General features: G+C 33.7%; 19 protein-coding genes, 1 tRNA gene and 1 pseudogene. 11 read left to right on the top strand and 10 right to left on the bottom strand.

What is annotated here, in order from left to right; all coding sequences use genetic code 11:
* Window positions 1–78: 78 nt before the first annotated feature.
* From H6622_04555 to H6622_04530, 6 genes are read left to right on the top strand one after another with little or no spacing between them, the layout of a single operon-like run.
* Window positions 79–900: a hypothetical protein gene (locus H6622_04555; protein ID MCB9060772.1), complete on the top strand. Its 822-nt coding sequence runs from the start codon at window positions 79–81 to the stop codon at window positions 898–900.
* Window positions 901–924: 24 nt separating this feature from the next.
* A complete protein-coding gene (locus H6622_04550) occupies window positions 925–1,974 on the top strand; it encodes a hypothetical protein (protein MCB9060771.1) in 1,050 nt (349 codons plus the stop codon).
* Between the two features lie 27 nt (window positions 1,975–2,001).
* Window positions 2,002–2,913, top strand: a complete 912-nt coding sequence (locus tag H6622_04545) for a hypothetical protein (protein ID MCB9060770.1) — start codon at window positions 2,002–2,004, stop codon at window positions 2,911–2,913.
* Between the two features lie 40 nt (window positions 2,914–2,953).
* Window positions 2,954–3,805 (top strand): hypothetical protein, encoded by an 852-nt coding sequence (locus H6622_04540; protein MCB9060769.1) that lies wholly within the window; start codon window positions 2,954–2,956, stop codon window positions 3,803–3,805.
* The gene (locus tag H6622_04535) at window positions 3,805–4,761 is read left to right on the top strand and encodes a hypothetical protein (GenBank protein MCB9060768.1); all 957 of its coding nucleotides are present in this window, start codon (window positions 3,805–3,807) and stop codon (window positions 4,759–4,761) included. The genes H6622_04540 and H6622_04535 overlap by 1 nt, the downstream gene beginning before the upstream one ends.
* Before the next feature lie 8 nt (window positions 4,762–4,769).
* The gene (locus H6622_04530) at window positions 4,770–5,651 is read left to right on the top strand and encodes a hypothetical protein (protein MCB9060767.1); all 882 of its coding nucleotides are present in this window, start codon (window positions 4,770–4,772) and stop codon (window positions 5,649–5,651) included.
* 9 nt (window positions 5,652–5,660) lie between these two features.
* Here H6622_04530 and H6622_04525 read toward each other — a convergent pair whose 3' ends face one another.
* Both H6622_04525 and H6622_04520 read right to left on the bottom strand, forming a co-directional pair.
* Window positions 5,661–6,209 carry a hypothetical protein gene (locus tag H6622_04525; protein ID MCB9060766.1) on the bottom strand — a complete coding sequence of 183 codons (549 nt, stop codon included), beginning with the start codon at window positions 6,207–6,209 and terminating at the stop codon, window positions 5,661–5,663.
* Between the two features lie 13 nt (window positions 6,210–6,222).
* Complete coding sequence (locus tag H6622_04520) at window positions 6,223–7,971, bottom strand: OPT/YSL family transporter (GenBank protein MCB9060765.1); 1,749 nt, start codon at window positions 7,969–7,971, stop codon at window positions 6,223–6,225.
* 192 nt (window positions 7,972–8,163) lie between these two features.
* Between H6622_04520 and H6622_04515 the strand changes: the two genes are divergently transcribed.
* The 3 genes and pseudogenes from H6622_04515 (at window position 8,164) to H6622_04505 (ending at window position 12,546) form a co-directional block, all read left to right on the top strand.
* Window positions 8,164–9,234: a hypothetical protein gene (locus H6622_04515; GenBank protein MCB9060764.1), complete on the top strand. Its 1,071-nt coding sequence runs from the start codon at window positions 8,164–8,166 to the stop codon at window positions 9,232–9,234.
* Between the two features lie 101 nt (window positions 9,235–9,335).
* Window positions 9,336–11,171, top strand: coding sequence for a hypothetical protein (locus tag H6622_04510; GenBank protein ID MCB9060763.1), 1,836 nt, complete (start codon window positions 9,336–9,338; stop codon window positions 11,169–11,171).
* 293 nt (window positions 11,172–11,464) lie between these two features.
* A pseudogene (locus tag H6622_04505) lies at window positions 11,465–12,546 on the top strand (IS481 family transposase).
* A 153-nt stretch (window positions 12,547–12,699) separates the two neighbouring features.
* Here the strand turns inward: H6622_04505 and H6622_04500 are convergent.
* The gene (locus tag H6622_04500) at window positions 12,700–13,422 is read right to left on the bottom strand and encodes a hypothetical protein (GenBank protein ID MCB9060762.1); all 723 of its coding nucleotides are present in this window, start codon (window positions 13,420–13,422) and stop codon (window positions 12,700–12,702) included.
* A gap of 9 nt (window positions 13,423–13,431) precedes the next feature.
* Window positions 13,432–13,899 carry a hypothetical protein gene (locus H6622_04495; protein MCB9060761.1) on the bottom strand — a complete coding sequence of 156 codons (468 nt, stop codon included), beginning with the start codon at window positions 13,897–13,899 and terminating at the stop codon, window positions 13,432–13,434.
* A 379-nt stretch (window positions 13,900–14,278) separates the two neighbouring features.
* Between H6622_04495 and H6622_04490 the strand changes: the two genes are divergently transcribed.
* Window positions 14,279–14,355: transfer RNA gene (locus H6622_04490), tRNA-Pro, on the top strand.
* A 72-nt stretch (window positions 14,356–14,427) separates the two neighbouring features.
* Here H6622_04490 and H6622_04485 read toward each other — a convergent pair.
* The 3 genes from H6622_04485 to rph all read right to left on the bottom strand — a co-directional run bounded on the left by H6622_04485 (window position 14,428) and on the right by rph (window position 15,929).
* The gene (locus H6622_04485) at window positions 14,428–14,550 is read right to left on the bottom strand and encodes a transposase (GenBank protein ID MCB9060760.1); all 123 of its coding nucleotides are present in this window, start codon (window positions 14,548–14,550) and stop codon (window positions 14,428–14,430) included.
* Window positions 14,551–14,643: 93 nt separating this feature from the next.
* Window positions 14,644–15,228 carry an RdgB/HAM1 family non-canonical purine NTP pyrophosphatase gene (rdgB, locus tag H6622_04480; GenBank protein ID MCB9060759.1) on the bottom strand — a complete coding sequence of 195 codons (585 nt, stop codon included), beginning with the start codon at window positions 15,226–15,228 and terminating at the stop codon, window positions 14,644–14,646.
* A complete protein-coding gene (rph, locus tag H6622_04475; protein MCB9060758.1) occupies window positions 15,225–15,929 on the bottom strand; it encodes a ribonuclease PH in 705 nt (234 codons plus the stop codon). The genes rdgB and rph overlap by 4 nt, the downstream gene beginning before the upstream one ends.
* A gap of 68 nt (window positions 15,930–15,997) precedes the next feature.
* Here rph and H6622_04470 point away from each other — a divergent pair, with 68 nt between their 5' ends.
* Window positions 15,998–16,693 carry a biotin--[acetyl-CoA-carboxylase] ligase gene (locus tag H6622_04470; protein ID MCB9060757.1) on the top strand — a complete coding sequence of 232 codons (696 nt, stop codon included), beginning with the start codon at window positions 15,998–16,000 and terminating at the stop codon, window positions 16,691–16,693.
* On the opposite strand, the gene H6622_04465 is transcribed toward H6622_04470, so the two are convergent.
* The 3 genes from H6622_04465 to H6622_04455 all read right to left on the bottom strand — a co-directional run bounded on the left by H6622_04465 (window position 16,679) and on the right by H6622_04455 (window position 21,410).
* On the bottom strand, window positions 16,679–18,328 hold the full coding sequence (locus H6622_04465; protein ID MCB9060756.1) for a response regulator: 1,650 nt from the start codon (window positions 18,326–18,328) through the stop codon (window positions 16,679–16,681). The genes H6622_04470 and H6622_04465 overlap by 15 nt on opposite strands.
* A gap of 77 nt (window positions 18,329–18,405) precedes the next feature.
* Window positions 18,406–19,143 (bottom strand): protein phosphatase 2C domain-containing protein, encoded by a 738-nt coding sequence (locus H6622_04460; protein ID MCB9060755.1) that lies wholly within the window; start codon window positions 19,141–19,143, stop codon window positions 18,406–18,408.
* 2 nt (window positions 19,144–19,145) lie between these two features.
* On the bottom strand, window positions 19,146–21,410 hold the full coding sequence (locus H6622_04455) for an FHA domain-containing protein (GenBank protein MCB9060754.1): 2,265 nt from the start codon (window positions 21,408–21,410) through the stop codon (window positions 19,146–19,148).
* Window positions 21,411–21,422 lie beyond the last annotated feature (12 nt).

Genomic DNA, 21,422 nt, shown 5'->3' with positions numbered 1-21,422 from the left:
TTTCATATTAGAAATTTGTGTGATCCTTTCTTGGATAATAAGCTTAATTCCAACTCTGTTTGCAGGAGGCAGTTTAGTATGTATAGATATATTGTAGGAATAACTCTCTTATTTGGTACAATTCCGCTTTGGGCACAAACAGGAAGTTTCTCTGAATATGGAAAGGAATTTGATAAAGTTGTACAAGAATTTAAAAAAGCTCAACGTATTGAAGATAAAAAAAGTCTTAGATCAAAAGTTTGGGAAGCAAAAAAAGCACAACTCAAGGCATCTAGAATAATTCACAAAGTTGAGTTAGACATTGATCAAGCTAGAAGAGAGGTTGAAAGATATGCCAAAAATACAAAGAGTGAAAACTTCAGCCAAAGCAAGTCTAATTTAGTACAGTTAATGCAAAAGTTAAAAGAAGAAGAAGGAAAAGCCAAAAAAGCTGAAGACTTTTTTAAAGAGCAAGAAAAAAAACTTAAAGATGAAGTAACCAGTAAGGGCTATAAAAATGTACCAAAAGATGTCTTACAGGCATTTGAAGGAAACGCAAAAAAGCTTCTTGATCATCTAACACAAGGACGATATGACGCTAAGTTCCTAATCAATGATATAGATTTTCTCCAAAAGTCGTACCGACTAGATCTTGTCGCTCTAGAAGCAATAAAAAAGAAATCATATGAAAGCTTAAATAATACCAGTCTCGGAAAACATGTAAATTTTCAAATAAAAAGGGCAATTGGCAATATCTGCGAGATAAAAAACATGTGTTATTACAAACGTAATAACTATGATTCACCTGCTACAATTGGTCTACTTACGAGAAGATTACTCAATAGCAATAAAGAAGTTAAAATTAAGAAACTTATTGATGATATTACCAAGGTCGAAAATAGACTTGGCGAGCAAAAGTAATATAATTAAGAAAGGAATTAAATAATGAAATCACGCCAAAAAGTATTTAATCGCAAGAATATTTCCATTGTCACAACAACTGTTCTTCTTGGATTATCAATCAAAATCATCGCTGATCATCATAAATTAGAATATGAAAGAGATTTTATATTTGATCGGGCATGGACTGGGGTTAAAGAAATCTTCACTCTAGGAGGGTACTATTCTTTTGAAAATGCAGTACAAGAATATCACGATCTCCATAACAAAGATAACAAAACAGATGATCAGATACAAAAAATAAAAAATGCAAAAGATAAAATTCAAAATCATATAGGTGATCTTGAAAAAGAATTAAACGAGTTAAAACAAAGAAAAATCGATTTAAAAAATAAATATGGGATCAAAATGCAAGATCCTAATTTAGAAGATTACGAACGAGCTATCGAATCACAAATAAAAGGAGGCAACGAACATGATGATAGGCGAAGAGAAAATGCACTACGCGGAATCAAATCAGTCTTCCGAAACATTCCGAAATTAGAAAAAAACATTGAAGAACTCAAGCTGTTCATTGGAGAAAATAAAACTGAAGGTACACCTGTACATTCTCTTGAAAGTGCTGGAAAAATTAGTCACAAAAAAACAGATCTTATGGATCATATTTACGCTTTTAAGATGAAAGATCATTTAGTTGATGCAAGATTTCTTCTACTTGATCTCAATATTGAAGAAATGCAAAAAGCAATTGGTAAACTAGAAGACTCAACTGCTCCATTTTATGCAAACATTAATCAAACGCTTGTAGGATACTTCATAAATGGCCAAATCAGTAAGGCCGTCGGAAATATTTGTGAATTAGAAAAAGCATGTCGTGAAGCTGATGATAAAGTTAAATCTCCTAAGAATATAAAAAGAATGATCGACAAAGTACTACAGGCACCAATGAATTCTAAACTTGAAATCCCTGATCACGTTGGTGATTTCAAAATTAGGCCATACTTTTCAAAAGAAATGAATTTTTGGGAAAAATTATGGAGTGAAAGCGATAATAGTGACGGTCAACTTCTTAATTATAAAATGGATACTGAATAATTATTAAAAATTTAAAAGGATTAAAATATGAAAATCTTTGTAATCATATTTGCTACTCTTAGTATTAATGCCTATGCGGTAAATTTTGGCCCAATTAGAGATCTACTTCAAAAGGCAAAAAAAGAAACAAATTCACAACTTGAAAAAAAAACCGAAGATGAAATTCAAAAAATCAAAGAAGAGCTCGAAAAAGAACAAGCTGAGCTAGACAGGTTAAAAATCGGATACAATCTTCACAAAGATTCTAAATCTGCCGAATTCCAACTCAAAATTGCTCCAGAATATGAAGCTCAAATGAAAAAAGTACGTGACTTAGAGACACGAATTTATAATAAAGCTTATATCGTTAAGGATAAGAATAAACTTGAAGAAATTAACGTTGACCAAGACGATATTGAAAAATACAAGGGTTTAGTAGAAGCAAAAGTCTCTTATTTCGATCAAGCGTATCGACAGTATCGAGGTTTTGAAAGTGATCTACTAGAAGATACTGAAAAGAAAAATATTTCACCTGAAACAGTTTACAAATACGAGAAAAAAATTCAAGATGTTCTTGATCGAATTACGAAAGGAAAACTTGATTCAAACTTTCTTTTGAATCAGACTGGTGCCCTAAAACTAAAGCTTAAACTTGATAAAACGACTATTTTTGCACTTCAACAGAACTCCTTTAATAATTTAAATAACACCCTACTTGGAGACTATGTTAACAGACAAATCAAAAAGTCTATGGGAAATATTTGTGAAATTAAAAACTCATGTGGGACACCTGAAAAAGCAGTTGGTTATGTTCAAAATGTTTTAGATTATATCCTTCAAAGTTCTGATGATGTTGTTGTTGATATTTCTGATACAAATAGTAATTTTAAAATTAAAGATCCTTCGAAGAACAAGGAACAAACAATTGATCCTACTGGAAAAGTTTTAAAAACAAAGTAGAATTTGATAAAATTAACCATACAATTTTTGAGTTTGGTGCATGAAAAAAATTGTCCTTATCCTTTCATTGATCAGCTCGTTTCGTTGTTTTGCTTACTTTAAGTCTTTTAAGAAACTTTTTGATGAAACAGTAAAAAAACATCGGCAGTCTGCGCTAAAAGGAGATTCAAAAGCACAATCGATTTGGGAAATATGGAATGAGAGACTAAAAATTAATTCTGAAATTAATACAGAAGAAGCAAAGATTGATAAGTTTAGAACTGAATATGAGACCATTGCTTCAAAAATCAAAAGATATAATTTCAGACCGAGTTTATATTCTGATGAACAGCGAATTAAACTCATTCCTCAATTACGAGAAAAATTCTCAGAAATCCAAATCGCACAAGATAATTTGAAAAATCTCAAGAAAAAAGTTGAAGATGTACATCAAAAATTCAAAACCGCTCAAAAAGAATATGAAACGTATAGAGTCGGTAAAAATGATCTCCCAGTAGACGTAATTTCCAGTTTTGAGAAGAACGCAGAGAAAATCATGAAAACAATCACACATGGGAATATGAGTACAAAATTTTTGTTGAATGATATAGATCAACTGGCCACTAAAGCAAAACTTGATTCTACGACCTTGGATCTTGTAAGAATCCAGTCCTATAAAAATTTAAATGAAACAGGCATAGGAAAACACGTCAACTCACAAATTCAAAGAACGTTAGGACATTCTTGTGAAATCAAAAAAATTTGCACTCTAGATGAAAAATTTCACAAACCTAAGTTTGTTGGAGAAATAATCGAAAATCTTCTAAACTCAAAAGAAAACTCTCCAAAAATTATTGAGCTAATCAAAAATGAGATTAATCATCCTGTTAAAAGATTAGGAGAGATTAATTAATGAAATTTATATTTTTTATTATCTCACTTTTAATATTACAAAAAGGTCATGCCTGGTGGCCATGGGAAGAAGCTGAAAAGCCTAGTCCTGTACAAGAATACATGAAAAATTATGAAATGAATCTTACAAATTTAGGTAATAATAGTGAAGAAAAGAATAAACTTGATGAAGAAGCAAAAATTTTTATCTCTACTCAAAATCAAGAGCTTGATCAATTACAACAAAAAATTGAAACTATCAAATTGAAAATCCAGTCAAAGGAAGCTGACATTAAAATATTTGGAAAAGATTCTGATGATAGATCATTACATGGACTTCGATATAATAAATGGAAGCTTGAAGAGTATCAAAAAACGAAAAACGATCTAGAAAAAATAATTAAAGAATTATCGGAGAAGGTGGGGATTAAAGTAAGTGCTACGGCCCAAGTTGTAGATGAGCAAGCTAATATTCCTTCTAAATCTAATTCTAATTCTAATTCTAATTCTAATTCTAATTCTAATTCTACGCCTGTATCTAAAATTAATAACCAAGTTTTCAATTACAATATCAATGCTAGTTTATTACTTCGAAACGCAAATCTTACACGTTTTAGGAACGACATCAATCTCCTCAGGGGTAAAATCAATAATACTCTTTTAGGACAATATGCTAATGGCCAGATTCAAAAAGTATTAAGCAATATTTGTGAATTTGAAAAAACATGCACAAATGAAAACTCTAAAATGAAAGATCCTGTTTCCATGAAATTTCTCATCAATAAACTTTTAAATTCACCACAAAACTCAGAAGTTTCAATTGATGAATTCAAAAGAAAATTTAAAATTCAAAGACCACTCACACCTTTTGAAGGAGATACAAAGTCATTAAAAGAAAGTAAGCCTTCAACGCAAAGTACAAGTCAATCCGCTAAAATTACTCCTGAAGGAAGAGTTCAAGTTTATACACTTGAATAAGGATTATTATGAAATTTATATTTATTCTTTTTATAATTTCTTATACAAATATATATGCTGCCAATTTTGACGATATAAAAAAATTGCTAGACGAAACAGCAACAAATTTTAAACAAAATTCGCAATTCAACGAAACTCTGTTAAATGCAACTCAAAGAAAACTGAAAATTCAACTTACAAATATGGAAAATGATCTCGCCGTCGAAAATCAAAAACTTCTCGATATTAGATTAACTATACAAGATATTGGCTTAAATCCTTTTGAACAAACAAAAAGTAAAGACCAATCAATTGCCGATCAAGAAAAAGTTGTCGCAGAAAAAATTAAAAAAGTTGAAGCATTAAGAAAAAAAACAAGTGATATTCGCCAACACTTCTTGGATGTTTACAAGGCCTATAGAGGATTTGATAATCAACTTCTAAGTGGATTTGAAAAAAAACTTATCCCTCCCGAAATCATAGAACTTTTTGAAAATGATATACAGCAAGTATTTGACACAATCACAAAAGGTGAAGCTGACTCATACTTCCTTGTGACAGACTTAGATCAATTACAAAATAAACTTGAATTTGATGAATTATCTCTATTTGCTCTCAAACATAATGCATACAAAAACCTCAACAACACTCTTGTTGGAGATTACATAAATGGTCAAATAAAAAAAACAATGGGTAACTATTGTGAAATTTCAAAATCTTGTTCTGTAGTACCAGAAGAGGCCGTCCAAAATCAAAAAATAGTAGAAAAAGTGCTTGAACAGCTTTTTCAAAGTTCCTCGGAAACTGAAATTAAAATAAATGGAAGTAACAGATCATTCACAACAAAGGAAAAGGGAATTGATAAACAATTTCAAATCGACGAAAATGAAAAAGTCATACAGCAAAAATAATCGTTAAATCTAACGACTCAACTGATCAATATGTTCTACAGCAGATTCAATGGCCATAATGGCCTCATCGAGCGAACTCGTTGCTTCAGGTTTATGTTTATCAGATGCTGCTGACCATACCCTGTTGAGCATCCGCTCTCCAAATGCCATTTTTGCAAGGATATCTACCCCATGAGACATACCATACATATTGATGAGCGCCTGTTTAAACTCTACAAAAGGAGCGATGTCATTTTCTAAGATCAAATCAGTTCTTTTACAAATTTGACTTTCAGAAAGATGATGTATCTCTTTTTTAAGTTCCTTTGCCTGAATAAGTGCTCTGTGTAAAAAGTCAGCAGGTGAAGTTCCTAATTTTTTATGTTCATTAAGTTCTGCATGAATACTTTTTTTAACCCTTAAATGCCAAGCAATTGAGCCAGCGATTGCTAATACAATTCCAACCCAAAATGGCCCAAGCGTATCAGGGTAAGTCTCCCCAAGCTTAGGCAACTTCGCTGCTGCACAAATTGCTATTATTGATCCAATTCCAAAAAGAATTTCACCTATCATTTTCATATTTCATACCTACTTAAGATTTAAGAATTTGAATAAATGCACTAATAACCCCTGTTAAGGCCTCACCAATAATTAGTCCTGCAGCAAAGGGAACGAGTTTATGTTCACAAAATGCGGGGCCTTTTGTCTTTTCAAGAAACATTTGAGCTAGACAACCAATCCCATACCCTAGTGTGATCGAAAAAGGTAAATACATGGCAAGCCCTATTAAAACTCCAAGTCCGGCCATAGGAGCAGATGTCAATATTGCTCCTATCGTTCCACCTAATATATATTTATCTATAGGTACGGAGCCGTCTTTTAGTCCATTTATTATCCCCATTAAAACTCCTGCCTGAGGAGCTGGAAGTGGGGTACCTGGCCCAAACTTAGTGGGAGACTCCCAAAGAACATAGACTGTGCCCACAGAGATAATAACTCCAATCCAGGTCAAGGCAAATTGAGCAGCTCCTTGTTTTATGGGACGACCTCCAATCATAAATCCAGTCTTAAGGTCTTGCATCATATCTGCGGCCTGTCCAATGGCCACACAAACAGCAACGGCAACAACCATGGCCGCGGCAATGTTTTTGTTAAGTAGAAACATGATAATTGTGACTGTTATGAGGGCCATGCCCGACATAGGAGAAATATCAGTCATTCCTGTGGCCTGAGCAACAATGAGAGAGGCCAGTCCCAGCCAAAGAGGTCCTACTATAGAAACCAACAGGGCCTGAAAAAAGGTCACACCATCAATCATATAAGAAGCACAAAAAAAGAGAATCACTGAAAAAACTAATCCATAAATTAGAACATTAAATGGCATCTCATCATGCCCAACAATCTTGCCTCCTGTTTTAGCTGTCTGAGTGGCCATCATTAATGAGCGTAGTGCACTTTTAATAGCAGGAAAAGTCATGATCACACCCATAAGTGCTCCTCCGATCAATGTCCCAATTCCCAGTGGTTTCATCATTTTTCCATACAGCATCCCTACTTCGGCGCTTTTTTCGACTCCTTCAGTCCAACCAAAATTAACGGCCATCGGAGAAATCACCCACCAAGCAAGGACTCCACCTGCAAGAAACGGCAATCCTCCTTTTCCAGCAAGAAGACCTGCCGCTAAGTTCATAAGGGACAGGTAGACATAAGGAGATAAGTATTCGGGGAGCAGTCCAAAGCTAAAATTGAATTCTTCGGGAAATACACCTGTGTCCAATAGAACTTTCCAGATTGCACTTATTAAAAATCCGGTACCTAGTAATTTAGCTTTTCCAAGTCCAGAGGAACCAGATCTAATGATTGAAGTGACGGCCACTCCACTTGGAAATCGAAGTCTATCAAGATCAATCATTTGTTTTCTAAGAGGAATGATTAAGACAACACCTAAAAATGATCCAGCAATTCCAGCAATAATAAACGGCCATGGGGAAAACGAAAGACTAGCAAGTCCGGCCTCTTGATAAGATTTATTTAAAAGAAAAAGGGCAGGCAAAGTAAAAACGACACCTGTTCCAGCAGTATTGATTCCTGAAGCGATGGTTTGATTTATATTGTTTTCAATACTTGTACCTTTACCAAGGATCCCTTTAAGAAGAGCATATCCCATAATTGCTGCAACAGTGCTTCCTCCAATTGAAAATCCAAGCTTTAGAGCAGCATAGACGAAAGCTATATTTAAGATAATTCCCTGTATCAAGCCAAGAAGAACAGCAGCAACAGTAAGTTCCCTATACTCTCCGATGATACTTTTTTTAATTTCATTGGTATTAACTGATGACATCATGACCTCACGTAAATTATTTAAGATACGAATCAAAAAATTTTTTTGTTTCATTATTTTTAGTAACTCAACAAATTTTGACTTGAGAAGTGTTAACATAGCTAAGTCTTGCAGTCATTAATAAGTTGGAAAAATTTACTTTTAGCGACAATTCCCTTGACCACTATTGCACTGCCGTGGGAAATATTTCCCATGAATAAGTTGGGTCTCATCATCATACTTTCCATTACTTTAAACGGCATATGTGCTGAAATAGACAGTTTTACAACCAGAGAAGAAGTAATGGAACTAGATGACGCTACTGATGTCATCAATAATTACTTCAATCAAAAGATTTCTCAAGCTGTAGAGCTCGCAAATTCAGAAATAGAAGAAGATAAAGAAGATTTAGAAGGAAGAAGTGATTTTTGCAATCCTGAAAATCTATATGAAGCTCTCGAAAAAAAAATATTTCAAACAACGATTGGTTTGAAAGGATATTCATTAGATACAAAACTTAGAAATCTTCTTTATCCTTATACAGTAGAAACTCCTCTAGAATACTCAATGTATCGTAATGTTAACTTTTTCCAGGGAATGTCTCTTAACCTGAAAGGTTTAAGTAGTGTAGTTAATATTGGAGGAATGGTTATAGGCCTAGACAAGCTAGGTCATTTTTTTGCAGAAGGAAAAAGCTATTTTGAAATAGCCTATTTAGATAGTGATGAATTCTACAATGAGTCGACACCGGAATTTGGAAGTGCTGTCAATTGGGGAATCGATAAAGAAAGTGGAAAGTTTGGACTCATTACAACTGGAGTCTATTCACATGCTGATCTTGTTGCAAATTTCAATGGAATGAGATTTTGGAATGATGTCTTAAAAACCGGGAGAGATCCATTAAAAAGTTCATTTTCAAATTTTTTCGCTGAACCTTATATTGGTTGTGAAAAGCATATTATCGATACAATCCTCTTCACTGGAAAGCAGTTTTTCGGTCGTGAAATTGAAAAATTCTCAGACTTAAAATTTGTCTATAAATGGAAAGTGAATAAAAAGTTTGATATTCGTGACTATATTGATACTGCATGGGACGAGGGAGTGAACTGTAACCTTTATAGGGATGAAGATTACTTTTCAAACATCAGATATTCTATTAAGGAAATTTTAGGGATTGAAAGGGATTGCTCTTTAGCTAAGGATAAGTGTCTTAAATTAAAGGGTAAATATGGTAAGTATTCAAAATCACTACTTAATTGTGGCATTCATAATGTGGCAGAGTGATGAAAACCAATTCCTACGCCAACTATCTAAAATCACACATCATTAAGAACTAGAGACTAATACTTAAACAATTTAATCCAATAATACGATAAGATAGGCATATGAGGGTAATCTTTTTCTCAATTTTAATGATCATTTCAACTCTAGCTTCAGCAGAACTTGAAGGCCCTCCTGTTCCTAAAGAAATCACCCTTGAACAGATGCTTGTTAAAGATCCTGAAATAAAAAAACTCGTTGAAAATGATTGCGCTACAGAAGAAAAATGGAATGAAGTTTGTACTAAGCAGAATGTCGAACATTCACAAGAAAATTGTATCTATCAGCTGCTTGATCTAAATGGAAGAGACAAGTTGGAAGCGATTATTAAAAAATATCTTTCTTACAAAAAATCTCAAGAGAAAAACACATCATCTACCGGTGAACAAAAAGATCAAATTGCTTTTCATGATACGTCAATTCCTGGACATGAAATCGTTACTGATCCAGACTTTGATAAACTTAATAAGTATCTTTCAGATAAAATTGCAAAGGCGTTTTATGGTGACCAAGAGGCCCTTAAAAAAGCTGGACAAGTTAAGATTACCGACCATAAAAATTTTAATCAACTCTACATAGGAACAATGACGAAAGCGATTTTGAGTAATATTTCCTCATACTGCCTATTTGCTGACCCTCAAAACAATTTTAAATATGCTGATACAAGTGATCCAAAAAAAAGAGACTCTAACAAAAAATTTAATATTTCACTTTTACAAACAGAATGTTCAGATGAAACATTACAAAACGTGAGTGCAAAATTTTCCTCTGATCGCTGTAAAGCTCCAACAGGGGATATTAAATCTACAGCTGCTGCAATTTGGGATGAATGTATGATTAATATTGTACTCATTTGTCAAAAGAGAGAGAATTATTCTGGAGTAGATAACATTTCAAATCAAAAAGCATGTGCTGTCGTGAATACAATCAAAGAAATTCGAACCAATCTAGATGTAGCTGGAGAAGTTGATTTTATGCTAAATATTGCCAGAGGAGGGGTTGGAGTTGGGGCCAGCAATATTCACTCCTATAACTATGGAAGGGAAAATAATGAGGATGGGCTTGACGAACTCTCCTCTCTGTCTAGCAATGAAGTTGCAAAAAACGCTAAATTTGATGAGTTAAAAGAAAAACAGATCAAGTTATTAGATACTTGCAAAGCAGCTGCAGAACAAAATGCGAAAACCGCAAAAGAAATTCCTGAATGTAAAGAAATTCTCGGCAATGATTATATGGTTGATAGACTTAAAGAGATGGAATTAGAGGCCAAGCTAAAAACAAAGATACAGCTACGTAAAATAGCAGAGGTCGATAAAAATGATAAAGAAGCTGTAGTAGAATATCTCAAAAAAGATGGACGATCTGATGATGAAATCAAAAAGCTTTTTAAAAAATTTGGAGACGATCCAAAGGTATTAATGGAAAAAGTTGAATCATATTATAAAGCTGAAAAGGAAGCAATTCTTGATGAGATTAAAAATAAAATTAAAAAGAAAACTTTAGGATTGAATGAAGGAGATTCAATTGACAATGATCAATTTGAAATCATTAGAAATGAAATTGAAAATAAGGGTGATGATTATAAAGCACTTGCTCACTATAATAATATCGTCTCAGGCTATCTTTCCATAGGAGGAGGAGAAAATAGTACCGGAAATTACATGTCTATTCAGCGCGAATTAAAAGACTCTGCCTATGATCCTAGTAAATCACAAGATCCCGCATCTACAGATGTTTCCCCAGAACATTTTAACCTCGTGAAAAAAACATCAGGAGATGAGGGAGATAAGGCCAGCAATAAAAGTAGTCTCACTGTTGATAGGAAGAATATTAATTCGATATTACACTATTATAAGGGTGAAAATGGGCAGAATGATGAAAAGCAAAATGGAGCGCATTGATCGAATTTTATCCAGTGAAATGATGTTAAATTGGGCCAGTTAATAAAAGCGGTTACATTCATATGGAAATAGTTACCTTAATTCTTACTCCAACGTTTCAGAGGCCTCCACTATAATTTTTTTGAAGATGAAAATTGACACCAGGAAGAAAGAGCGACATTCATCTGTATAAGTAAGCATCATATCTGACATTCCGACAAATCAAGTAGGAAATATCCTTACATTTGAAAGCATTGAGATCAACTTTTATAATTTGATTTTATCAGAAACAAAATTAAACAAAGGAGATCTCAATGACTTCAGTCAATGTTACAACAAAATTAGTACAAAACAAACTAGGACTTTTAAACCTTGCTGCAGAATTAAATAATATCAGTAAGGCGTGCAAAATCATGGGAGTTTCCCGTGATACCTTTTATCGTTACCAAGAGGCCAAAACCACGGGTGGACTTGAAGGTCTTTTAGATAAACCAAGAAATTCACCGAATTTCAAAAATCGTACAGCACCAGAGATAGAAAAAGCAGTTATTCAAATAGCATTTGATGAACCTGCGTATGGACAGACGAGAGCATCTAATGAACTAAAATCGAAGTACTTTCGATCTCAGGTGCCGGAGTGAGGGGAATTTGGATTAGAAACAATTTGGAAACTTTTAAAAAACGTCTTGAAAACGTTGAAAAAATCGTCGCTAAGGAGGGAAAAGTTTTAACAGAGGCACAGCTTAAAGCATTAGAGAAAAAAGAAACTGAAAAGGAGGCACATGGGGAAATTGAGACTCATCACCCTGGATATTTAGTTTCTCAAGATACTTTTTATGTCGGAACCATTAAAGGAGTTGGAAGAATATATCAACAAACGGTTGTGGATACATATTCGAAAGTCTCTTTTGCAAAACTTTATCAGATGAAGACAGCAATTTGTGCTGCAGATATTTTAAATGATAAAGTAATTCCATTTTTTGATGAAAAAAATGTCCCAATACTAAGAATGTTAACTGACCGAGGAACAGAGTTTTGTGGACGCGCAGAAGAGCATGAGTATCAACTCTATCTGGCCATAAAAGATATTGATCACACAAAAACCAAAGCAAGACACCCACAAACTAATGGAATATGTGAACGTTTTCATAGGACGATATTAGATGAGTTTTACCAAGTGGCCTTCAGGAAGAAAATTTATAATTCCCTTGAACAGCTTCAAGCAGACTTAGATGAATTTATTTATAAATTTAATAATAGTAGAACTCATCAGGGTAAGATGTGCAATGGAAGAACTCCAATGGAAACATTTAATGAGGGGATAAAAAAATGGAATGATAAAAATTTATCATCATATTTGCAAAGGGGGCTTGATGAAAAAGCAGTTATAATATAGAAGGAAATAAGTAAGAACGAACACTTTGATAAAATCTTACAGTTAAAAGTAAAATGATCAAAAATGCCCGAGTGTCAGATCTGATAGCAGTCAATACAATTCATCACTTTTCATTCCTGTTGTATAAATTCTTATATATAGAGAAAAAGAATACTAAAAATCGCTAATCAAATAACCGTTAATGCAATTCAACTCTGTCCCATCCATTCTCAAAGTTGTTCCACCATTAGGTATAATTTGTGTCTCTCCAAAATAATCAGTATAAATACAAGATCCATAGGATGAATCAAAATCGAAGTTAAAGATTATATTAATTATTATTGTAATATCTTGCTCATCATCATATCCAGTATCTGGATCAACTTCATCATTATCACCATCATCATTTGGATCAAAATCCTTAAACGCTTCGATAGGATCAAATGGGCCATCAGGGTAACCATTTATACATCTCTCTCCTCTGTAATAACAATATGAATCCTCCACAGCTCTTTCATTTATTCTTCTTAAAGCAACTGAAATTTCTGTATCAGATAGACCTTCAAAATAACTAGCGTCTTGTGCTGAATGAATAAGGTCATCGTAATATAAGAGAGCTTTAGTCGTAAAATCATTATCTTCACAGTATTGGATTAAATTGTCTCCCACAGATAGTTCAAGTTCACCCAAACATTCATCATACCAAACTTCAAGTGCTTGCTGTCCAAGCTCAACTGCTGTGAGTTTTCTTTCAACTTCAGGATTAGGAGTTTCCTTATTGCTTATTGGTAAAGTTAATTCCGTATTTTTTTTACTTTCAACCTGCATCTGACAAGATATAAGTATTATTGAAATAAAAATTTTGGAAAATGCTTTTAAATACTTATTTGTTTTCATCATGACATCCTAGTTAGCACAAATATTTGGTCTATAAGTACAAACTGTTTCTCGTAAAGCTTCCTGTATTAAATCTTCAATAAGCTCATTATCTTGAATAGAAAGTAAACTAGTATCAACTAAGAATACTTCAATCAATTCATCATATACTTCTAGTGCCATAGTTTTATATTCGCTGTCTTCACACAGTTCTATTGGACTTGGATAGTTGCCTTCAGTTATTTCGCTTTTGAACTCTTGAACATAATCAATATTAATGATTTGAAGGTGACAGCCCTCTAACCAAAGATCGATGCTTTGAGCTTCAGGAACAGCTTCTTGACTTTTCCCTGTATTATCATCTGATGTTAAAAAAACATTATTCTTTTTCTTTTTTGAGCTATTTATTTCATTTTGAACCTGACATGAATTTAGCAAACCAAAAAAAGCAAGAATAAAAAAGATTGAATATTTTTTTACATCTAGGCCAGACATCATTTTAATACCCTTTGTATAGTTTTAGTTTTTCAAATCCCTTTTCAATACGTACAAAGAGTGCGGACGTCCAAATAGAAGACCCAGGACAAATCTTTTAATCCTCTGCCTGAGACTATTTAATCAGGATTTGGAGTATTTTTTGAAATAAAAGCAAGTATTATTACTCGAACCTTTTAGTCTCAATAACTTAGGGTATTTTAGACACAAATTATAGTCGCCAAATATACGTTGCACCTTCGCTTATTACCTAAAATTTAACGAAACCTATAATTGTCACTCCTTAGATAAAAGAGAGAAGGATAGCAAATTACGCCATTCTTTACTTGCCAATTAAGGTTTCATCCCATATACATGGAGATCTGATTTCAAGGTACATTATCGGAGCGTAGCGCAGTTTGGTAGCGCACTTGCTTTGGGAGCAAGGGGTCGTAGGTTCAAATCCTATCGCTCCGACCATCTAAAATCCCACTCTTTGATGATTCGACTCGACTCCCATCCCTTCATGGTGGAGCACGCCGCACTCAGCCTTTAAGAACAAGCATTTAGAACCTTTAATCGATAGTTACCAAACGACTTAAATCCGTACGCCCGCCTCTGGACGAGCTTACAGCGATTATTAAAGGCCTCTGTTCTAGCATTTGTGATCTTCATTGAAAAGTAATGCAGTATTTCATTTGGCCAATTTAATTCAACACAGGCCCTTTACAAGGATTGGCCGTCAATTAGACATGGGAAGCATATCAATTAACTAATCGACTGAAAAAATTGTATTGACTTAGACACGGCAACTGCCCTGTGCGAGTGTATCAGCTTCCAATTTGGAAGTTGAGCAAGCGTTTTATCCTCAGGTCCTAAATCTGGAATAAAAACAGGATCATATCCAAATCCTTCTTCTCCAATATAATCAAGAGCAATTTTACCATTTACTCTTCCTTCAAAGAAAAAAATCTCCTGTGGATTGATATAGAAGCAAAGAACACATAAAAAATAAGCACTTCTTTTGCTGTCTGGCACTCCCTCCATTTTTTTTAAAAGTAACCTTGCCCTCCCTTCGTCATCATAACCTTCTCCACCAAATCGAGCTGAATAAATTCCTAATTCATTCGGTAAGGCATCAACAACAAGTCCAGAATCATCTGACATAATAGGCCTTTTAAATTTATCATAATAAGCTTGGGCCTTAAGAAGTGCATTTTGATTAAATGTCGTTCCAGTTTCTTCAACATGTATCTTTTCACTTATACTTTCTATTTCTACAACAGAATCACTATACAAATCATCAAATTCTTTCGCCTTATGAGAATTTGAACTTGCCAAAAAAAACTTCATCGCAAAATCTCATCTTGCTTTTTGAAAACCTCTTGAAGTGCTAACTGTGAACAATCGATAAGCGCATTGAGTTGATCTCTTGAAAAAGGCAAACCCTCAGCAGTACCTTGGACTTCAACAAACTTGCCACTTTTTGTCATCACAATATTTACATCGGCCTCACAACTTGAATCTTCTTCATAATTGAGATCAGCAATTATTTTTCCTTCCTTATCAATCCCCACACTCAACGCACCAATTGGCTCAAGAAGTGGTGATTCTTTCAATTTTCCTTGATTCATCAATCCTTTTATTGCAATGGCCAGAGCAATATATGCCCCAGAAATTGATGTTGTTCTCGTTCCACCATCAGCGACCATCACATCACAATCAATAATAATTTGCCTTTCCCCTAGCTTTTCAAAATTAACAATTGCACGCAAACTCCTACCTATAAGTCTTTGAATTTCCTGTGTACGTCCACTAACTTTTGATCTCTCTCTTCCAATTCTCTCATGTGTTGAAGTTGGCAACATATTGTATTCTGCTGTGACCCATCCTTTACCTGTTCCCTTTAAAAATCTTGGAACTTCTTCTTCCACAGTGGCCGTTATATGAACTTTTGTATTTCCAAACTCGGCCATCACACTTCCTGCAGCATAAGGATTTATCCCTATAGTAAATTTTATTTCACGAGGAACTGATCTTTTGATAAGAGACATCTGTACTCCATATGATTTAGATTTAACTGATTGAGTGCAATATAAAAAATTATTCAAGGTGAATCAACATGAAACTTGAACACATACATTTAAACGAAGTAGAATCAACTCAGATCTATCTCAAAAACCTTGTAGACTCTAAAAAATTGCCCTCCCTTATGACACTCGTCAGTACGGAAAGGCAAACGAGTGGAATTGGAAGATCAAATAACTCATGGCAACATTTGAAAAACTCTCTGGCCTTCTCTTTTACTCTTCAACCCAATGAGAAAATTGAACTCACACCAATAGAGTGCGCTATTATTCTCAAAGATTTTATCAAGGCAGAATATGACATAGAAATTTATTTCAAATGGCCAAACGATTTACTAAATAAGAAAGGTGAAAAAATTGGAGGTATTATCTCCCACTTTGTAGACGGAATATGTATTATTGGAATAGGTTTGAACTTCTTTTGTCCAAAAGAAAAAAAAGATTTTGAATATGGAAATCTGTTTGAAACAAAAATTGAACCTATTGATACAAAAAATTTAACCGCGCTTCTGTATCTATATTTTATTGCCAATAGATTTACACCAGATGAAATTTATCCCCTATTTAGTCATAATTGCTTTCATATGAATAAAAAAGTTGAGATTATCGAAGATAATAAAACTTTCAAAGGCACCTTCATAGGCATTGATGAAAGTGGTGCGGCCCTTGTTCTAGAAGATAAATCAGGAGAACAAAAAAAGATATATTCTGCTACATTAAGAATCTGCTGAGGACTTTACACTTTGAGCAATTTCATCGAGTTCTTTTTTAATAATATTCTCAGCAAGATCTGGAATAACTTCCCAAGCAACTTTTTCAATACTCTCCGAACAATATTGTTTTACAGTTTCTTCGATCATCGCTTTGAGCGACCCTTTCAAGCTTGAAATTATTTTTTCTTCATCAATAACCGGAACATTTATAGAGTCATTACCTTGTTGAGAACTTAAGCTTTTCTTGAAAGACTCCTTATCGATATTAAAATTGACATCATCATTTGTTCTTTCACTACTAGGATTTACATAATCACTTATTTTTTGTGCCGGTGAAGACTCAATTTCAGCAAGAGCTTTCTGTGCTTCTTCTATGGATTTAGAAAAATTAGTGGAAAGACTCTCTTCTAAGTGTTTCTTAGGAATTTGAAACTCTTCTTCTTCCATTTCTTCCAAAATTTGATCATTTTCTTCTATTTCTAATGGAGTAATCACATCCGTTGCCCAGAACTCATCTGGGCCAATTTCATCTTCAATATCCCTAACCAAATCACTTCTAGATTCACTAGTAAGACTTGATAAATTTATTTCATCTTCAGTGACTTCAAGCTGGTCTTCAACAAGTTTATCTTCCTCTTCAATATTTAAATCATCTAGAGATATGAGTTTTGTAGTTAAATCATCTGTTAATCTATCTTCTAAATCATCATCCGCATCATTTTGAAATTCGATTTCTTCTTCAATATCGCTTTGCTCAGGATAGGCCAGATCATCATCTTCAGGAACCATTTGTGGTTCACTTTCTAAATCCATCTCTGAAATATCTATATTGCCTGTAACTTCACCAAGCTCATCTTCAAGAGAAACATTATCTTTCAACTCTATTGCACTTTCTTCATAATCTTCAACCGAAGTGCGCGGAACAAATTTTGTAATTCCAGTGCCTTCTTCTTTAGGATCGGCCTCCAAGGGATCAATCCCATCTATTATGGGCGGAATCATCCCTTCAGTTTGATTTTTACCGATAACCCCTGGTACTTCAACTCCCCAGCCAGATAATTCTTGTTTTAGAAGGTTTACTCCCATTGCTGTTAAATCATTAATCGATGATTCTGTTTTTTCATGAAGGCCTTCTTTACCAAACCCTGGAGTCTCTACTTGCCATTCTCCAAGACCTTCGTCTTCATCTTCAGAAAAATGACTATCAAACTTATTTTGTTCAAAATTGTGAGAGCTTTCTTCCCAAATTAAATCTTCTTCTACATCATCATTCTGCTCAATGGGGCCATCAGTACTTGTTAAAGTACGAAGTTTATTTATGAACTTTGCACTCTCAAATGGTTTAACAATATAGTCATTAAGAAAAACCTTACTGGCCTGATCACTATCAACAGAATCAAAAGTACCTAACATGGCCATTATTTTTACTGAATTATCCTGTTTCCGAATCTCTGCACAAATTTCATACACAGACCTTTCATCTGATAGATTAAAATCAAGGAGAATTATATCAAATTTTTCTTTTTTAAGAACATCAAATAATGCCTTATCGTCATAGCACTCTAATACATCGTAATCCAAAGTGGAAAGTGTAATACTTATGACTTTTTGTATAGTTAAACTATCATCTGCAACAAGAACTTTGGTACTCATAAAACTCCTTGTACTTTATTTTGGCCTAAAGTCAATTACCTAGCAAGGGAAAGAATAATTGATGAAAAAACGTGAGTTTAGAATTTAAGAATGATACACGACTGATTGTCTAAATTTCCACGAGAATTGGCCAGAGACATCAGTTCATTTATTTTCTCTTTCAAATTTAGGCCATCTTTTTGCAAAATAAAGACCAACTCTTGATTTTCGATATAGTTATATACACCATCTGTCATTAATATCAACTGATCACCTTTGTCGGCCTTAATTTCTTTCATCTCAAAATGAAGTTTATCAAATAGGCCTAACGCATTCATAGGACAAGATAAATTTCCGTGGTGATGATCATCTTTTGAAATATCATTCAAAGTATCTGGCCTAATTAGAGTTTCTACTTTACCTTTTTTGTACAACTTAACGCAGCAATTACCAACAGAGGCCACATTAATCACATTTTCAGATAAGGCCACCGCTCCCAAAGACACAGCTCCTCTTTGCGAATATGTTTTTTGAATATTTGATTCTTTAAGTTTTATATGAGCACAGTGAAGTGCATTTAGTAAGGCATTTCCCTCAATCGTAAACTTTTCATTGTAAAAAAAAGGAAGAGTACTATCAGGATCACCAGAAACTCTTGTGAAAAAAGTAGAGATATATTTTTTTACTTCTTGGACAGATATGTCTCCTATCCCAACGCCTCCAATCCCATCAAAAATTAAATAAAGTTCATTGGCCAAGTCAACTTCAATATCATCTTCGTTCAAATTGAGAAAAGGACCCTGATTTGTAATCGCTGCATAGCTATCAATATTCATAATTATTCCAAATAATTTTTTAGTTTTAATGTTGCTTTCTTATAATATTCTGAATCACTTGGTGAAATCTGCTGCACTTCTTGAAACTTTTCTTTCGCATCATTAAATAAACTTAAAGATTCTGAAATCAATGCTTGCCTATAAACTTTTTTAGAGCGGTTATGCAACTTAGACCGTATTTCACTCATTTCAGTTATGGCCTGTACGTTTGTTGGTTCATAATTGAGAATTTCTTTAAAAATCTCATAAGCACCTTTTAAGTCTTGTCCCTCAATTAGCGAACGGGCCTTGCCAAGTCTTGGATTAACTATGTTTTCAAGTTCTTTTTTAGATTGTTCTAAATATTTATTAGCTTTAATTAAGAGATCTTCATCCATATCTTTAATTTCAGTAAATTTTTCAAGTTCGATCGCTGCTTGATACCAATTCTTTTTTAAATATGTTTTTTCTACGGGTATAAACAGATCAACTTTTCTTTTGCGTTCAGCAATTCTAGTTGCTTCTTCAACTTTTTTCTCATTTTCTTTTCGTTCCCAATCTTCCAATTCTTTTCTTAAAATAACTACTTGTAAATTTTCCGGATCCTCTTCTAAAATTTTTGAAAATAGTTCTCTCGATAAAGTCGATTGTTTTTTAGCAACTGCCTCTTCAGCTTTTTTTTCAAGTTCTTTAATTCTGGCCTTTTTTTCAATTTCTAGTTTATCTCTTTCGCGATCTCTTTCTTTCTTTGCTAACAATGCAAGTGCATCTTCTATTTGAGAATCTAAATCTCTAGCGTTCTTATATTCCAGTTTTGGATCATATTTTTTCATTTCATCTAAATTTCTTTGTGCCTCGAGCAAATTATTGGCCTCGATACCTCTTTTTGCAAGTTCATATAAGGTATCTAATTCAGCTTTCACTTCTTGGGTCCATTTACTTTCTTCTTTTGGCCTTTCCACTTTCGGTGTTTTTACAACTTTAGGTTCTTCTTTCTTTTCATCTGGCAAAAATAAGAGCAATGCGAGAAGGATAACTGCCCCGAAGAGTAGTTTTTTCCTCTCCTCTGGATTATTTTTCATCCTTTCAATGAATGATCCCTTCGCTTTACCTGATGATTTGTCATCTATTTCATCATCTTCATCGACTTCAATGATTTCTTCAACTTGAACAACTTGGTTTTTTTCAACTGGCATTAACTGATCTTCACGTAGATCCAGAATTTCAGATTGAACTCTTACCGTAAAAGTGGTTGAACCTAATACAATTTCATCACCAACTTTCAGGATATCTTTATTTATTTTTTTACCATTGAGAGTTGTCCCATTGTGAGAATTCAGATCTTCAATCATACAGATGACATTCGTTTTAATTATTTTCGCATGGACTGCAGAAATATCTGGATCATGTATCACAAGATCTGCTTTCGAAGAATCTCGACCAATGATTATAGTCTCTTTATCAATTACATATCTATCGTATGGTGAAAACTCTCCATAGATTTCAAGCTCGAAATTCACCAGTCCCGACATGACATTTGTTTTATCAGCATCTACTAAATCAAAACCTTCTTGGTTTTGATCATCCGAAAATACATCATCCGGGGACTCAATCATTTCAAGCCCATCTTGTTCTTCTGAAAACTCTACATTTTCCTGTCCATCTACAAAATCTTCATTTCCAGCAAATTCATCTCCAAAACCATTATTTTCACCATAATCATTTTCAAAACTCTCACTAGAATTATTATTTTCAATCTCTAAATTATGAGTACCAGAATTATCAAAATTGAAAGTTCCATCATCATTCAAAGATTGCTGATCCTCCTTTTTTTGCTGTTCTTCTATAGGGGAAGCATCTTTAAAATCAAAGTCACGTGGGATGGCCATTGTCATCGTTCCGGTCGGCACGCTTGAATTCTTATCTTCACTTCTATCTAGTTCAATTTCTTCTTTTACTACAACATCTTTTATCGTTTGGGGTAGATCAACATTGATTTTATATTCATTTAATAAAATTATATCGTCATTTTTTAACTCGTATCTTTTTCTCGTTTCACCATTAACAGAAAAAAGATTTATCTCTGTTAAATTTTCTAAAACCCATTTAGCTCCACTGTGAATAAGTTTAGCATGTTCTCTGGAGATTTTTTTATCATCTAAATACACATGACATTGACTTGATCGTCCAATAAAAAAGATACCTTCTCCATCCATATCTGTGTTAATTTCATTGGACAGATCTATTTGATCAATCAATCTATTGTTTTTAAAAACACTTAATTGCACAATCTCTTTCCT

It is taken from the genome of Halobacteriovoraceae bacterium (assembly GCA_020635115.1).
Classification (GTDB): Bacteria; Bdellovibrionota; Bacteriovoracia; order Bacteriovoracales; family Bacteriovoracaceae; genus JACKAK01.
The sequence above is the reverse complement of the archived record's forward strand: the minus strand, read 5'-3'. Positions and strand labels throughout refer to the sequence as shown.

Bases quoted from the DNA above. Each gene is read 5' to 3' on its own strand.
- rdgB (MCB9060759.1), bottom strand. From the start codon at position 15,228: ATGAAGTTTTTTTTGGCAAGTTCAAATTCTCATAAGGCGAAAGAATTT.
- H6622_04520 (MCB9060765.1), bottom strand. From the start codon at position 7,971: ATGTCATCAGTTAATACCAATGAAATTAAAAAAAGTATCATCGGAGAG.
- H6622_04515 (MCB9060764.1), top strand. From the start codon at position 8,164: ATGAATAAGTTGGGTCTCATCATCATACTTTCCATTACTTTAAACGGC.
- H6622_04530 (MCB9060767.1), top strand. From the start codon at position 4,770: ATGAAATTTATATTTATTCTTTTTATAATTTCTTATACAAATATATAT.
- H6622_04485 (MCB9060760.1), bottom strand. From the start codon at position 14,550: ATGAAGATCACAAATGCTAGAACAGAGGCCTTTAATAATCGCTGTAAG.
- H6622_04555 (MCB9060772.1), top strand. From the start codon at position 79: ATGTATAGATATATTGTAGGAATAACTCTCTTATTTGGTACAATTCCG.
- H6622_04465 (MCB9060756.1), bottom strand. From the start codon at position 18,328: ATGAGTACCAAAGTTCTTGTTGCAGATGATAGTTTAACTATACAAAAA.
- H6622_04495 (MCB9060761.1), bottom strand. From the start codon at position 13,899: ATGATGTCTGGCCTAGATGTAAAAAAATATTCAATCTTTTTTATTCTT.
- H6622_04540 (MCB9060769.1), top strand. From the start codon at position 2,954: ATGAAAAAAATTGTCCTTATCCTTTCATTGATCAGCTCGTTTCGTTGT.
- H6622_04550 (MCB9060771.1), top strand. From the start codon at position 925: ATGAAATCACGCCAAAAAGTATTTAATCGCAAGAATATTTCCATTGTC.
- H6622_04500 (MCB9060762.1), bottom strand. From the start codon at position 13,422: ATGAAAACAAATAAGTATTTAAAAGCATTTTCCAAAATTTTTATTTCA.
- H6622_04460 (MCB9060755.1), bottom strand. From the start codon at position 19,143: ATGAATATTGATAGCTATGCAGCGATTACAAATCAGGGTCCTTTTCTC.
- H6622_04545 (MCB9060770.1), top strand. From the start codon at position 2,002: ATGAAAATCTTTGTAATCATATTTGCTACTCTTAGTATTAATGCCTAT.
- H6622_04470 (MCB9060757.1), top strand. From the start codon at position 15,998: ATGAAACTTGAACACATACATTTAAACGAAGTAGAATCAACTCAGATC.
- H6622_04535 (MCB9060768.1), top strand. From the start codon at position 3,805: ATGAAATTTATATTTTTTATTATCTCACTTTTAATATTACAAAAAGGT.
- rph (MCB9060758.1), bottom strand. From the start codon at position 15,929: ATGTCTCTTATCAAAAGATCAGTTCCTCGTGAAATAAAATTTACTATA.
- H6622_04525 (MCB9060766.1), bottom strand. From the start codon at position 6,209: ATGAAAATGATAGGTGAAATTCTTTTTGGAATTGGATCAATAATAGCA.
- H6622_04510 (MCB9060763.1), top strand. From the start codon at position 9,336: ATGAGGGTAATCTTTTTCTCAATTTTAATGATCATTTCAACTCTAGCT.